This is a genomic window from Rheinheimera sp. (assembly GCF_030690345.1).
GTDB lineage: Bacteria > Pseudomonadota > Gammaproteobacteria > Enterobacterales > Alteromonadaceae > Alishewanella.
On record NZ_JAUYGV010000001.1, the window covers coordinates 827,790 to 842,539 of the forward strand.

Consider the following 14,750-nt stretch of genomic DNA (forward strand, 5'->3'; position numbering starts at 1 on the left):
TCCTAACTTGCTTGTTTTTCTTTGGGCGGAAATTTCGGCGCATGCAGCCCCAGTGCTTTAGCTTGTTCAACTAAGGCCATCATATCCAGGTGGGCAATATCAAACAGCTGATCGATGCGTTCAATCATAAAGTACACCGGCTGCATAATATCGATGCGGTACGGTGTACGCAAAACATCAACAGCATCAAAGGCTTTACGCTCAGGCACTGCAGATTCAAGTGCGTAGGTGGTTTCCCCCGGCGACGATAAAATACCGCCACCGTATATACGCAGGCCATTTTCAGTGTTCAGTAAGCCAAACTCTATGGTAAACCAGTATAGCCGTGCCAGATAAACACGATCTTGCTTGCTGGCCGCCAGGCCCAGTTTACCGTAAATATGGGTAAACTCGGCAAAAGCCGGGTTGGTAAGCATAGCGCAGTGACCGAAAATCTCATGGAATACATCCGGCTCCTGCAGATAATCAAACTCTTCGCGGCTACGGATAAACGTCGCCACCGGAAAGCGTTTATTGGCCAGCAATTCAAAAAACTTATCGAAGCTGATTAGCGCCGGTACTTCGGCGCATTCCCAACCGGTGGTGGCACGCAGTACCTTGCTGACTTCTTCTAATTGCGGAATACGATCCGTTGGCAGCTGCAGCTTGTCCAGCCCGGCCATATACTCATCGCAGGCTTTACCTTTAATCACACTAAGCTGACGGGTGATCAGCTCGTGCCAAATTTGGTTTTCTTCATCTGACCAGGCAATAACGCCCTGCTCGTCCGACTGACGGGAAACATATTTACTCGACTTACTCATAAACAACCTGTTGAATATTCTGTTATACGGGAGTGTCCCGCTTATCTGCAGTTAAATTATTATTGCTATACAGGCAGATAATTAGTTACAGCGGATACTAAGCGATAGCGCGGCAAGAGTTAATCTCGTTGCCGCCTAAAGTTGGCCGGCGTGGCGTAAAGTTTAGCTTACAACCTGACTGAGCATCAGCGCTGGCGTTGCTGCATTTTCTCCAGCGCCTGCGCCAGGTCAGCAATAATGTCATCAACATGCTCCAGCCCTACCGACACGCGGATTAAGCCATCGCTGATGCCGGCCATTTTCCGCTCTTCTGCACTATAGGGGCTGTGCGTCATCGACGCCGGATGTTGAATGAGCGATTCGGCATCGCCCAAACTTACCGCCAGGCTAAGCAACTTACATTGATTAATAAAATAACGGCTGTCATCCAGGCTGGCATTAAGCTCAAACGCCAATACACCACCGGCGGCTTTCATCTGAGTACCGATAAACTTATAGCCCGGGTGCGATGGCAAGCCCGGGTAATACACTTCGCGCACCGCGGAATGTGCCTGCAGATATTCCGCCACGGTTTGCGCATTGCTGCAGTGGCGCTCTAACCGTACCGACAGGGTTTTTAAACCGCGGATAATCAGCCAGGCATCATGCGGGCTGATGGTGGCGCCCATATCTTTTAACGTAGTCAGCTTGATGGTTTTTATCGTTTCTGCGTCCGATACAATCAGCCCGGCTACCACATCGCCGTGGCCGTTCAGGTACTTAGTGGCACTGTGGATCACAATATTGATGCCATAGTCTGCCGGCTTCTGCAGCAACGGCGTCAAAAAGGTATTATCAATCACCGAAATCAGCTGATGGCGCTGACAGAAATCACCGAGAAAGGCCAGATCCAGTACCACCAGATTCGGGTTGATCGGCGTTTCGGCAAACAGCATTTTGGTATTCGGTTTAACAGCCTGTTCAACCGCCGCATGGTCTGTCATATCAACAAAGCTAACCTCAATGCCGTAGCGGGCAAACATATGGTTGAACAGCGCAAAACTGCAGCCGTAAATAGCTTTACTGGCGATAAGATGATCGCCCTGCTGTAAAAAAGCCATGGTGCTGGCTGCGACAGCGCCCATACCGGTGGCCGTGGCGGCAGCATCCGCCATGCCTTCCAGTGCTGCTATTTTCAGTTCCAACTCGCGGGTAGTCGGGTTACCCAGCCGGGTGTAAATATAGCCTTCGGCTTCGCCGGCAAAACGGGCCGCGCCCTGCTCGGCGTTATCAAAAATAAAAGTGGAGGTTTGGTACAGCGGAGTAGCTAAAGTACCGTGTTGATTTTTTTCTTTACCGGCGTGAATACACAGGGTTTCGGCTTTTTTATTATTGTCATGCATAAAGTTACTGCTACTGAAAGTTAAAGTCGCTGTAACAAATAGCAGAAACTACTATTAATGGAAGCACGCCAGACATCTTGCAGTCTGGCGCTGCAACTTTGCACAGGGTTTAACTGTCAGCTTTAGTTTGCACTGCGCCGTTAAAACGCTGCAATAACGCACTACTCAGCACTTTAATGCTCACTTTTGCTGTTTTACCGGCCGGCAGTGGCCGCAATTGTTGCTGCGCTAAGTTCCCCAACCGGGCGACCAGTAAACCGGCGATAACGCCCTGGCCGGCGCGAGCCGATAATTTCGCCGTTAACTCGCTACCGATAACGTCTGATGCCATATCCAGCGCCAGCTCTGAGCCACCGGCCCACAACAGCGCTGCCAACAAGCGTTTTAACAGCACCAGGCTACGCAGTTGGCCAATAGCACCGCCGTACAACTTCGCCAGTTCACGCAGTAAACGGCTGCTGCGCCACAGTACCAGCAACATATCGGCCAGGGCAAAGGGGCTGATTGCCACCGCCAGGCTGGTATCGGTGGCGGCGCGGTATACCAACTGCTGTGCTTGTTTATCCAGCTCAGACAACACAAAATGTTCAAACAGCTGCAGTTGCTCTTCATCGCTGTGTTGCGGTTGTAGCGCATTTTGCCAATGCTGCACTGCCGCCGTTATTGCCGGGGTGACGGGTAAACTGGCCGCAACCTGACGGCATAACGGCTCAGCCTCGCCAAACTGCACGCTGTGGCGAATACGCTGTGCACTATGTTGCCACTGCCGGTTACGTGCTAAACGACGCCACAGCTTTAACTCGCGCCACAATACGCTCGACAACAGCACTAACACCGCTACGGTAATAAGGCTTAACAGCCCGCCTTGCAGCACACTGTGTTGCCAGCTTTGTTGCAGTATAAGTGTCCACTGCCAGACAGATAACAACACTATGGCCAGCAGCGTAACGCCGGCCAGGCGCCACCACCAGGCTGTGGGGGTGCTGAGCTTTGCCGGCCCGGCGTCGACAGCAGCAACAAAGTCGTCGTCATTGTAGTAACCGGCAGTTTTTAACTCTGCCGTCTCTACCTTAGGGCTTTGCCGGTCAAAATGCTGTGCCGGTTTTAATTCGCTCATCGTAATTTATCTCCCAGCAAAAACTGCAATACATGGTCCATCCGCACGTGCGGCAGCGCTTGCCCGTCCTGCCACGGCAAAGGCCGCAGCGCTATAAAGTCAAATTTGTGCCCGGCAAATAACGCCCTGGAGGGAATGGTCGACGGTACTTCGCCCGGAAAATACGTCAGCGCCTGCTGTGCCAGCCCGGTGCCACTGATACACGGCTGCGCCAGGCCATCAGCACGGACAAAACCGCTGTCGCTGGCGCGGATAGCCGCTATCGCCATGGCTTCTGTGGTAGCGGCCTGGTACTGGCTGTGCTTCAGCGGTTGCTGCAGCAGTTGTTGCAACAACAAAGTTAAGGCTTTGTGCTGCTCGGGCGTAACATGGTCGGCTTTACTGGCGGCGAACAGCACCTTACTGATCTTTGGTGTAAACAACCGGCTTAGCAGGCTGGACGGGCCATAATTAAAACTTTGTAAAATAAGCCGCAGTGCCTGTTGTAACTCATGGGTTGCTGCATAGCCGGCATTTAATGCTGATAAACAATCGACAAGGATCACCTGGCGGTCAAGCGCAGCAAAGTACTGGCGGTAAAACGGCGTAATCACGTGCTTGCAATAGCTGTCATAGTGTTGCGTCAGTTTGGCCACCAGGGCAGTGTTTTGCTCCGCCTGCTGTGGCAGCAGCGGAAACAGTTGCAGCATAGGGGCACCGGCCAGGGTGCCGGGCACTAATAAACGGCCGGGTTGGTTTAAATAAGCGCCGGGCAAATCATGGTATTGCTGCAATAACTGTTTATAACTGTCGGTCAGTTGCTGTACGTACAACTCACCGGCGTTGGTTAAATCAGCCTGCTGCAACTGCTGTAAAAATGGCTGTGCTAATGCTGCACGGTGCTCACGGTCGAACAATTGCCAGCTGAATTCGCACCACTGCCGGTAGCTCATGTCCAGCAGCGGCAAATCCAGTAGCCACTCGCCCGGATAGTCAATAATATCCAGCGCTAACTCACTGTGTGACTGCAGCCGTGCCCGGATGCCGGATGCCGCTTTATAACGCAGTTGCAACCCCAGCCGGCTGCTGCCAGAGGTAGACGGCGGCCACTGTGGCGGCTCTTGCTGCAAATGCTGTAAATTTTGCTCCAGCGGGAAGCGCGGCATATCAGGCAACTGTGCCGCCAGCTTACCACCCAGGTAGCGGCGTTCACGCACTACATCAAAAAATGGCAGATGGTCCGGTATATCGCCCCTGGTTAATTGGTGTACCAGCGAGGTAATAAAAGCGGTTTTGCCTGAGCCGCTAAGGCCGGTGACGCCAAGACGGATATGACGATCAAAGGCACGATGTGTTAAATCGTGCCGTTGTTGTTGGATTTTCTGCAATAAACTCATCAGGTTATAAAGTACCCTACAGGCTGTTAAACTCGCGGTTTAACTGAAATTTGGCCGACGTAACATGACGCTCCAACTCCCTTAATCGCAACTCCAGGCCATTGAACTGCGAGGTTAAATGCTGCAGCGCATCTTTTGGCGCCTCGCCGCGTTGCCACAGCCGGGTTTTTACTTCTACCACCTTCTCCGTTGCCGGGCTTAGATCAGCCGTTGCGGTAGTTTTGAAGGCGGCTTTGGACTTTTTTTCCAGCACCACCCAGGCAGCAATATATAACACCAGAACTAGACCGCCGGCGCCGAGAAAGAAGGCTGATACGGTAACAATACGCACCAACCACAACTCCCAGCCAAAGTAGTCAGCAATGCCGGCACACACACCGGCGATCTTACCATTGGTGTCGTCGCGTAACAGCTCACGCTTAGGCTTAGTCATGTTGACTTCTCCACTTCGGACTTTCCGCATCTAAAATCGCTTCCAGCGTTTTAATGCGATCGGCCATTTTCTCGGCCCTGTGTGCCAGATCGTTTAACTGCAACAGCTCCTGATCTGACAAGCCCTGTCCCATTTTATTCTTACTGCGGTAATGCATTATGACCCAGATTGGTGCCACAAAAATCATAAACAGAATAAACGGGACGCCAATGACTTCTGAAATTTCCATGTCGACTCCTGAACGCCTGATAATCAGGCGTTTTTATCTTTTTGCGTTACTTTAGCTTTTAATGCCGCCAGCTCATTGTCGATTTTGTCCTGAGCGGCCAGCTCAGCAAATTCGTCTTTTAAGGTTTTCTTACCTAAATCATAGGCTTCAACCTGAGCTTCCAGCGTATCAATTTTTTGCTCGTAACGCTCAAACTTGTACATCGCATCATTAATACGGTTGCTGTCCAGCGTTTTCTTCACTTCCAGCCGTGATGCTACCGTTTTCTGACGCATTAACATCGATTTCTGCCGCGCTTTGGCGTCAGCCAGTTTTTCCTGTAACTGCCCTACCTCGTCCTGCAGTTTACCGATGTGCTCATCCAGATTAGCAATATCTGCTGCCACTGTCTCAGCTTGCTCGGCCGCTTTTTGCCGCTCAATTAAGGCTGCCCGTGCCAGGTCGTCACGCTCTTTGCTCAGCGCCAGCTCGGCTTTGGCCTGCCAGTCTGCTACTTCTTCCTGCAAACGGTTAACCACACGCTGTAGCTCTTTTTTCTCTGCAATGGTTTTGGCAGAGGACGAACGCACCTCAACCAAGGTATCTTCCATTTCCTGAATAATCAGCCGGACCATTTTTTCCGGATCTTCAGCTTTATCCAGTAAGGAGTTGATGTTTGAATTCACAATGTCGGAGAAGCGTGAAAAAATACCCATAATAATTACCTCTGAATGACTGTATTAGTACACTCTAAGCTATTCAGTTTCCTTGCCAACTTTTTCAAATGCCGTAAGATACTGAATATAAGTTATTTTATTTATTTTCCGTTAAAGCTTCTGCTAAAAGGCTTTATGAAATACACTACTAATTAGCCAAATTAACCAATAAATAGTACGCCATGAGCAGAAAATTCCAACAAGATAATCTGGTGGGCCAGTCTAACAGTTTTCTTAACGTGCTGGACCAGGTGTCACAAATAGCACCCTTAGACAAACCGGTGTTAATCATCGGCGAGCGCGGCACCGGCAAAGAACTGATTGCGGCGCGGCTGCATTTCTTGTCACAGCGTTGGGATCAGCAATACATTACGCTGAACTGTGCCTCGCTAAACGAAAACCTGCTGGAGAGCGAACTGTTCGGCCACGAAGCCGGCGCTTTTACCGGTGCCGCAAAACGGCATGAAGGCCGCTTTGAACGGGCCCATGGCGGTACTTTGTTTTTAGATGAGCTGGCTAATACGCCGGGCCTGGTGCAGGAAAAGCTGTTACGGGTAATTGAATACGGCGAGTTTGAGCGGGTTGGCGGCAGCCGCTCTATTAAAACCGATGTACGGCTGATTTGCGCCACTAATGAAGACTTGCCGCTACTGGCGGACCAGGGCGAGTTTCGCGCCGACTTACTCGATCGGCTGGCGTTTGATGTTATAACGCTGCCACCAATGCGCGAACGGCGCGAAGATATTTTGCAACTGGCTGAGCACTTTGCCATTAATATGGCCCGCGAGCTGGGCTTCGAACTGTTCAGTGGCTTTAGTGAAAAAGCCAAGCGCACCTTGCTGGATTATCACTGGCCGGGTAACGTGCGTGAGCTGAAAAACGTGGTGGAGCGCAGTGTTTACCGCACCAACAATGCTTATGTGCCGGTACACGATATTCAGTTAGACCCGTTTGAGTCGCCGTTCCGGCCGAAACAGCGCATTAAAGCGGCACGGGCGCAGTTGCATAGCACAAGTGAAAGCCACGCTGCTGCGCCAACCCCGGCCAAAGGTTCCGCAGCAGCAGATGAAATCAAACCGTCTCAGGTCGATTTTAGCGAGGTACAGGATTTTAAAACCCTGTCGCAGGATTTTGAAGTCAGCTTAATTAAACAAGCGCTGGTTGCCAGCCAGTTTAATCAGAAAAGAACCGCTGAGTTACTGAATCTGACCTATCATCAACTGCGTGGCTATATGAAAAAGTATCAATTACTGGAAAGCCAGCAAACATGAAGCTGCAACGCGGTTGGATCTCACTGTCAGGGGTTGGCCGGAACACCTCTTCATTACTACTGGCCGGTGTTGCCGCCCTTAGCGGTTGCCAGCCTGATTTGCCGGAAACAGTACGCAGTGGCCTGGTATACTGCTCTGAGGGCTCGCCGGAGTCGTTTAACCCGCAGTTAGTGACCTCCGGCACCACTATTGATGCCATTAGTCAGCAGCTGTATGACCGTCTGCTGGATATTGCGCCGGACAGCGGCGAGTTAACTCCGGGCCTGGCGCAAAGTTGGCAGGTTAGCGCAGACGGCAAAACATACCGCTTTAAGCTGCGCAGCAATGTGCAGTTTCACCAAACCGAATACTTTACCCCCGGCCGGCCACTGAATGCGCAGGACGTGCTGTTTACCTTTAACCGTATTATGCAAACCGGTCATCCTTTTCATTATCAGGGCGGCGGCAACTATCCGTTTTTTCAAAGTGTTGCCTGGGCCTCTCTGGTTAATAAGGTGGTAGCAGAGAGCGACGACAGCGTGCGCTTTGAACTGAGCCGGCCGGACAGCTCGTTTTTATCTAACCTGGCCACCGATTTCGCTGCTATTTTATCGGCCGAATATGCGGAGCAGTTAGTTGCAGCCAATACCTTGTCACGGATGGATAGCCACCCTATCGGCACCGGGCCCTTTCGTTTTAAAGAGTACCAAAAAGATGTACTGATCCGTTATTACCGGCATAGAAACTATTGGCGCGAACCGGCCAAACCCGATCAGCTGGTATTTGACATAGTGCCGAATAATGCCAGGCGGATGGCAAAACTGTTTACCCATGAATGTGATGTAGTGGCCTTTCCTCGCGTGGCCGAGCTTAAACTGATTAGCCAGCGGCCGGACGTGGATGTGCAGGAAAGTACCAGCATGAATGTGGGTTTTTGGGCTTTTAACACCCGCAAAGCACCGTTTGATAACACCAAAGTACGCCAGGCGCTGGCCTATGCGATAAACCGTGACGCCATTTTACAAGCCGTATACTTTGGCCATGCCACTGCTGCAAATTCAGTGTTGCCGCCAACATCCTGGGCCTACAACCCTGATTTACCGGTGCAGCAATATGACCCGGCTATTGCCAAAGCCCTGCTAAAAGAAGCCGGTTACCCGAATGGCTTTAGTATGGATATCTGGGCTATGCCGGTGCAGCGGCTGTACAATCCTAACGCTCTGAAAATGGCCGAACTGATGCAAGCCGATTTAGCCCAAATTGGTGTCCGGGCCAGTATCGTATCGTATGAATGGAACAGCTTTCGCCGCAAGCTGAGTGATAATGAGCATGACTCAGTCTTGATTGGCTGGTCGGCAGATAATGCCGACCCGGACAACTTTTTCCGCCCTTTGCTTAGCTGCAGCGCGGCAGACACCGGCACCAACCGCGCCAACTGGTGCGATGAAAACTTTGACCGGCTGATTGGTCAGGCCCTGTTAACAGCCGATCAAAAGCAACGCCGCAGTTACTATCTGGCGGCACAACAGTATTTGGCAGAGCAAATGCCGCTGCTGAGCATTGCGCATTCGCAGCGTTTTCAGGCTATCAGCAGTGATATCAAAGGTGTACACATTAATCCCTACGGCGGTGTTGCACTGGCCGGTGCAGTGAAGGATATCAAATGACCCTGTACTTGCTGCGCCGTTTGTTTTTGCTGGCTTTTGTGTTGTTGGCGCTGAGCCTGTTGGCGTTTAGCCTGGCCTATATGTTCCCTGGCGATATACTGCAAAACCTGACTGGGCTCAGGTACATTGCACCGGAGCAAGTGGCAGTACTGACAACAGAGTACCGGCTGGATCAGGGCTACCTGGCCCAGTATGTGGCGTATTTACAGCGTATTCTCAGCGGTAACTGGGGGTTGTCGTTTGCCAGCCAACAGCCGTTGCTGCAGGAAATCGGCGTGTTGTTGCCGGCTACACTGGAACTGGCCGCCTATGCGCTGTTAATTTCTTTTTTTGCCGGCATTCCGCTGGGCATTATTGCTGCGGTCAAACCGGAAGGCACGCTAAGCAAGATTATTTCTGCACTGGCGATCACCGGTTACTCCATTCCGGTATTTTGGTGGGCACTGCTGCTTATTATGCTGTTTTCTCTTGGTCTGGGCTGGCTGCCGACAGCCGGCAGAATAGGTGTACTGTATGAGGTAAAACACATTAGCGGCTTTATGTTAGTGGACATTTTACTGTCTGACAGCGCGCACCGTAATGATGCCTTGCTCAATGCCTTACGCCATATGTTACTGCCTACTCTGGTGCTGGCAACATACCCGACAACAGTAATGGTGCGCTTCACTAAAGACTCGATGTTGGATGTGTGGGAACAAAGCTATATTAAAACCGCCCGTGCCAAAGGCCTGAACCGGCTGCAGGTATTGTACCGGCATGGTTTGCGCAATGCATTACTGCCGGTAATACGCCAAATTGGCTTGCAGTTCAGCACGCTGATCACGCTGGCGATGATTACCGAAGTTATTTTCTCCTGGCCCGGTATCGGCCGCTGGTTAATCGACAGCATTTACCAGCGTAACTATCCGGCTATTCAGGCCGGGTTGTTAGTCATTTCTACCCTGGTGATCAGCGTAAACATGCTGACAGAAATCTTACACCGGCTGTTTAATCCGCTGGCAAGGAAGCGCTGAGATGGCACGATTTCGTTTATTAGCTGATGAACATCAGGCCCGCTCACCACTACGGCAACTGTGGCGTGAATTTGCCCGCCAACACAGCGCCGTGGCAGGCCTGTGTCTGTTTTCCGCATTCTTCGTGCTGGCAATAGTCGCGCCGCTGTTAACACCGCACGGCCCTTATCTGCAAAATGATAACCTGCTGCTGTTACCGCCGTCGTGGTCCGAATTGGGCCTGGTACAATATCCGTTTGGCACCGATGATTTAGGCCGTGATATGTTTTCGCGCTTTCTTGTCGGTGCGCGTTATACCTTTGGTATTGCCGTTATTACGGTACTGGGCGCACTACTCGCCGGCTTACTGCTGGGGACCCTGGCCGGTATGAGCAAAGGCGTAAAATCCAGCATATTTAACCATATCCTTGATTTGGCACTTACCATCCCCTCCTTACTACTGGCTATCATTATTGTCGCTGTGCTTGGCCCGGGCCTGTTAAACACCATCTGGGCTATTATGCTGGCACTGTTGCCGCAATTTGTGCACGGTGTGCGCAATGCCATTGCCGAACAGTTAAATCAGGATTACGTGATTGCCTACCGGCTGGATGGCGCCAATAACCTGCAGGTGTTCAGCCGTATTATTCTGCCTAATATTTGGGAACGCCTTACCGTTACAGCCACCATGGCGCTGTCTACCGCCATTTTGGATATTGCAGCGCTTGGCTTTCTTGGTCTTGGCGCCCAAGCCCCTACCGCGGAATGGGGCGCCATTATTGCCGATTCATTAGACCTGATTTACGTCGCACCAATTGGCGTTGCTTTGCCAGGGCTGTTGATTTTTATGGCGGTGTTGTCGGTAAACCTGGTAGGTGATGGCCTGCGCACGGCAATGAAAAAACGGCGGGAAAACTGATGCTGTTACTCGATATTAAAAACCTGACCATAGAGTTGAATACCCCCGACGGTATGATCCGCGCGGTCGATCGCGTCAATCTGAGCTTGCGCGAAGGTGAAACCCGTGGTCTGGTGGGCGAGTCCGGCTCCGGCAAAAGCTTAGTGGCCAAAGCAATAGTGGGAGTATTGAATAAACGCTGGCAGGTAACCGCCGACCGCTTCAGTTGGCGTGGCAAAGACTTGTTGAACCTGCCGTACGAGCAGCAGCGTAAAATTATCGGCCGCGATATTGCCATGATATATCAGGAGCCCAGCCGCAGCCTCGACCCCACCGCCGCTATTCTTGAGCAGTTAGAAGAGGCGATACCCGATCATCTGTTAGACGGCCCCTGGTGGAAGCGCAGCTACCTGCGCCGGCGCAAAGCAGTAGCTTTATTGCATAAAGTCGGTATTCGTGATCATCAGGCAGTATTACAAAGTTACCCTTATCAGCTGTCTGAAGGTATTTGTCAGAAAATCATGATTGCGATGGCCATTGCCAAAAACCCCAAACTGCTGATAGCGGATGAGCCCACTACTGCGTTGGAAAGCACCACTCAGGCGCAGTTATTTCGGTTGCTGGCCAGTTTTAATCAATTAAAAGGTATGTCGGTACTGCTGATCAGCCATGAGTTGGAAAGCATCGCCCGCTATACCCAAAGCCTCAGTGTATTGTATTGCGGACAGTTAGTTGAAGCCGGTGAAACCGCAGCCATTCTGAAGCAGCCTTTTCATCCCTACACTAATGCGTTAATAAAAAGCGTGCCGGAATTTCAACCGGAGCTGGTGGCCAAAACGCCGTTATACGCCTTGCCAGGCAGCATTCCGGTGCTGCAACATCTGCCGATAGGCTGCCGGCTGGGGCCGCGTTGTCCGAACGCCCGCAAGGAATGCGTGAAAACTCCGGGCCTTGAGCGCCTGCAAAACCACTATTTCAGCTGTCATTTCCCGCTAACCGGAAAAAAAGACCTATGAGCCTGCTGCTTGAAGTCAAACACTTAAGCAAAACCTACCGTAAACAAGCCGGCTTGTTTCGCCAGCGCAGCGTAACCGCGTTAGACGATATCAGTTTCAGCCTGGCGGCAGGCAAAACCCTGGCCATTGTCGGTGAAACCGGCTCTGGCAAAAGTACCCTGGCAAAGCTGTTAGTGGGTATTGAGAAGCCCGACCAGGGTGACATTTTACTCGGCGGCACAGCGGTAAAAATCAGTAATTACCGCCAGTATAATCATGTGATCCGGTTTATTTTTCAGGACGCGGCCAAATCACTTAACCCGCACCAGAAAATAGGCCAAATGCTGGACGACGTATTGCACTTCAGTACCCTGTTGGATAACCAACAACGTAAACTGAAGATTAAACATACCTTAAAACAATTAGGCTTGTTGGACGAACATGCTGATTATTATCCGCATATGTTTTCCGGTGGCCAGTTGCAGCGGGTGGCGTTAGCCCGCGCATTAATCCTCGACCCTAAACTGCTGATCCTTGATGAAGCACTAACAGCACTGGATCCAACGCTGCGGGCACAAATGGTTAACTTGCTATTACAGCTGCAACAAAACTCAGGCCTGGCCTATTTACTCATCACCAATCATTTGCGCCTGGTTAAACATATTGCCGATGACTTGCTGGTACTGCATCAGGGCAAACAACTGGACTATGGCCCAACCGCCACGGTATTTGCCAATCCGGAACACGACTACACCCGCAAATTGATCAATAGCGCCATGACATAAAAAAACCGTGGCAAGCCACGGTTTTTTCTATCTGACTTAAATACGGATCAGAGCTGCTCTTCCGCGGTGGTGGCGCGCAGGTTGCGGCTAATCTTAGCCTCAGCCTTCAGCGCTGCAATAACCGCACGATACGCTTGCTCAGCCTGCTGCTCAGCCAAACGCTCTAATTGCGCCGGCTCAGGCACTGCAGTAACGTCAGTGTCTTTTACCGCCAATACCGATACCAGAGCAGCATCACCGTTAGCCAGGGCGACTAACTCTGCCGCTGGCTTATCTTGTGGCCGTGGCATAGCAAAGGCTTTAGCGCGAATTTCTGCATCCAAAGTACCGCCAAAACGCGGCGTATTCATTGCCTGCTGCAACTCAACACCGGCTGCCGTAGCTTGCTCTGCCAGGCTACTGTCTGCCAGCTGTGCTAACACAGTTTCAGCCTGTTGCTTTGCCAGTAAAGCACTTTGCTCTGCGCGCACAGCAGACTCAACCTGAGCTTTTACTTCTTCCAGCGCCTGAGTGCGTGCCGGCTGATAGTCTTTCACCCGCACTACAATAGCGCGCTCTTTACCCAGTTCAATCAGCTCGCTGTTCAAACCCTCTTTGATAAAACCGGCATCAAACAACTTGTTCATCACCACCGGCTCAGACAAAGGTGCTGTCGCTTCTTCACGACTGAACAACGGTGTGGTTACCACTTTCATATCCACTGCAGCGGCGGCGTCTTCCAGTGTATCCGGCACCTCAAAGCTTACTTCAGCTAAACGCTGCTGTAGCTCATAAAATGCCGCACTGGCACGCTCTTGCGAAATACGCTGGGCAATATCTGCCGACACCTCAGCCAATGGCTGTTGCTGCGCAGGCTCTAATTCCACCAGCTTAATAATGTGATAACCGTAAGCACTTTTTACTACCGGACTCAAAGCCCCTACTTCGGTCATGCCAAAAGCAACGCGTTCAAACTCAGCATCCATATCGCCTGGTGTCAGCCAATCCAGCACACCGCCATTTTCAGCTGAAAAGGTATCTGCTGATGCGGTCTTTGCCAATTCAGCGAAATCTGCACCGGCGTTAAGTTCTGCTAACAAGGCCTCAGCCTGAGCTTTGACCTCATTGTCATCCTGCTCAGACTCCAACATGATATGCGCCACCTGACGGCGCTCATCGCGGCTGAAGCGGGCTTTATTAACTTCGTAGTACTCAGCTATCTCTGCGTCGGTAACATCAACAGCAGCACTTAAGTTGTCAGCTGAAATTTCTACATACTCAACAGCCACTTTTGGCTCAGTCTCAAACTGCGCCAGATTAGTGGTGTAGTAGTCCTGCAGCATTTGTTCACTCAGATCAACCTTACCGGCAAAATCTGCGGCAGCAAAACGCACAAAGGCAACGTCACGTTGCTGCTGCTGTAATTTCAGCAGTAACTGCATTTCTTTGGCGGTGGCAAACTCACTGCCCAGTAAACCTACCAGCAGTTGGTTACGTGATAATTGTTCACGCATATATTCGCGAAACTGCTCGGGTTGATACCCGGCCTGACGCAACAAAGCAATATAGCGATCATTATTAAACTGGCCGTCTACCTGAAATTCTGTCATTTCACGAATAGCATCGCGCACCTGGTCATCGCTGACACGTAACCCCAACTCTACCGCAAATTGCTTTTGCAGCGTTTCATCAATTAAACGCTCCAGCACTTCACTGCGAAAATTATTCATATAAGCGGTATCAGCAGCCATCACGGCATACATTTCGCCGAACTGCTGCTGCATACGGGCACGTTCATTTTGAAACGCCTGGTCAAAATCTGCACGGCTGATTTTTTCGCCGTTCACTTCAGCCACGTTGGTCTCAGCTGGTGTACTTAAATAACTGCCAACACCCGCCAGGGCGAATGTCAGGATCACTAAGCCTAAAATAGACTTGGCAACAACTCCCTGAGAGCCTTCTCTGATTTTTTCTAACATCTTAGTGCTATCTCTCTATTCAACGTTAAGCGGCCGGAAGGCAACGAAAACACATCTTAGTTACCGTAAAAAAAAACGCATCTTAACAGATGCGCTTTTTTTAGAGAAGCCTTGGAAGCCTGCGGTTACTACTTTGAGTCACCTTGATTCAACACTACACCCTGTTCAGG

The 14,750-nt window shown here is 51.1% G+C and carries 14 protein-coding genes; 6 read left to right on the plus strand and 8 right to left on the minus strand.

Annotation, left to right across the window (positions count from 1 at the left end; genetic code table 11):
• Positions 1 to 2 precede the first annotated feature (2 nt).
• From phhA to pspA, 7 genes are all read right to left on the minus strand, one after another.
• Positions 3 to 803, minus strand: a complete 801-nt coding sequence (phhA, locus tag Q8O77_RS03965; protein ID WP_305551574.1) for a phenylalanine 4-monooxygenase — start codon at positions 801 to 803, stop codon at positions 3 to 5.
• Positions 804 to 988: 185 nt separating this feature from the next.
• Positions 989 to 2,185: a PLP-dependent aspartate aminotransferase family protein gene (locus Q8O77_RS03970; protein WP_305551575.1), complete on the minus strand. Its 1,197-nt coding sequence runs from the start codon at positions 2,183 to 2,185 to the stop codon at positions 989 to 991.
• A 109-nt stretch (positions 2,186 to 2,294) separates the two neighbouring features.
• Positions 2,295 to 3,302, minus strand: a complete 1,008-nt coding sequence (locus Q8O77_RS03975; protein ID WP_305551576.1) for a TIGR01620 family protein — start codon at positions 3,300 to 3,302, stop codon at positions 2,295 to 2,297.
• The gene (locus Q8O77_RS03980) at positions 3,299 to 4,678 is read right to left on the minus strand and encodes a YcjX family protein (protein WP_305551577.1); all 1,380 of its coding nucleotides are present in this window, start codon (positions 4,676 to 4,678) and stop codon (positions 3,299 to 3,301) included. Before Q8O77_RS03980 ends, Q8O77_RS03975 begins: the two co-directional genes overlap by 4 nt.
• 16 nt (positions 4,679 to 4,694) lie before the next feature.
• Positions 4,695 to 5,111, minus strand: a complete 417-nt coding sequence (gene pspC, locus Q8O77_RS03985) for an envelope stress response membrane protein PspC (protein WP_305551578.1) — start codon at positions 5,109 to 5,111, stop codon at positions 4,695 to 4,697.
• Positions 5,104 to 5,340 (minus strand): envelope stress response membrane protein PspB, encoded by a 237-nt coding sequence (pspB, locus tag Q8O77_RS03990; RefSeq protein WP_305551579.1) that lies wholly within the window; start codon positions 5,338 to 5,340, stop codon positions 5,104 to 5,106. The genes pspC and pspB overlap by 8 nt, the downstream gene beginning before the upstream one ends.
• A gap of 23 nt (positions 5,341 to 5,363) precedes the next feature.
• The gene (pspA, locus tag Q8O77_RS03995; protein ID WP_305551580.1) at positions 5,364 to 6,035 is read right to left on the minus strand and encodes a phage shock protein PspA; all 672 of its coding nucleotides are present in this window, start codon (positions 6,033 to 6,035) and stop codon (positions 5,364 to 5,366) included.
• 182 nt (positions 6,036 to 6,217) lie between these two features.
• Between pspA and pspF the strand changes: the two genes are divergently transcribed.
• From pspF to Q8O77_RS04025, 6 genes are read left to right on the plus strand one after another with little or no spacing between them, the layout of a single operon-like run.
• Complete coding sequence (pspF, locus tag Q8O77_RS04000; RefSeq protein ID WP_305551581.1) at positions 6,218 to 7,306, plus strand: phage shock protein operon transcriptional activator; 1,089 nt, start codon at positions 6,218 to 6,220, stop codon at positions 7,304 to 7,306.
• Complete coding sequence (locus Q8O77_RS04005; protein ID WP_305551582.1) at positions 7,303 to 8,952, plus strand: ABC transporter substrate-binding protein; 1,650 nt, start codon at positions 7,303 to 7,305, stop codon at positions 8,950 to 8,952. Before pspF ends, Q8O77_RS04005 begins: the two co-directional genes overlap by 4 nt.
• Positions 8,949 to 9,965 carry an ABC transporter permease subunit gene (locus tag Q8O77_RS04010; RefSeq protein WP_305551583.1) on the plus strand — a complete coding sequence of 339 codons (1,017 nt, stop codon included), beginning with the start codon at positions 8,949 to 8,951 and terminating at the stop codon, positions 9,963 to 9,965. Before Q8O77_RS04005 ends, Q8O77_RS04010 begins: the two co-directional genes overlap by 4 nt.
• A 1-nt stretch (position 9,966) precedes the next feature.
• Positions 9,967 to 10,863 (plus strand): ABC transporter permease subunit, encoded by an 897-nt coding sequence (locus Q8O77_RS04015; RefSeq protein WP_305551584.1) that lies wholly within the window; start codon positions 9,967 to 9,969, stop codon positions 10,861 to 10,863.
• Positions 10,863 to 11,858 carry an oligopeptide/dipeptide ABC transporter ATP-binding protein gene (locus Q8O77_RS04020; RefSeq protein WP_305551585.1) on the plus strand — a complete coding sequence of 332 codons (996 nt, stop codon included), beginning with the start codon at positions 10,863 to 10,865 and terminating at the stop codon, positions 11,856 to 11,858. The genes Q8O77_RS04015 and Q8O77_RS04020 overlap by 1 nt, the downstream gene beginning before the upstream one ends.
• Positions 11,855 to 12,622 carry an ATP-binding cassette domain-containing protein gene (locus tag Q8O77_RS04025; RefSeq protein ID WP_305551586.1) on the plus strand — a complete coding sequence of 256 codons (768 nt, stop codon included), beginning with the start codon at positions 11,855 to 11,857 and terminating at the stop codon, positions 12,620 to 12,622. Before Q8O77_RS04020 ends, Q8O77_RS04025 begins: the two co-directional genes overlap by 4 nt.
• 47 nt (positions 12,623 to 12,669) lie before the next feature.
• Here the strand turns inward: Q8O77_RS04025 and Q8O77_RS04030 are convergent, their stop codons facing one another.
• A complete protein-coding gene (locus Q8O77_RS04030) occupies positions 12,670 to 14,580 on the minus strand; it encodes a SurA N-terminal domain-containing protein (RefSeq protein ID WP_305551587.1) in 1,911 nt (636 codons plus the stop codon).
• Between the last annotated feature and the right edge of the window lie 170 nt (positions 14,581 to 14,750).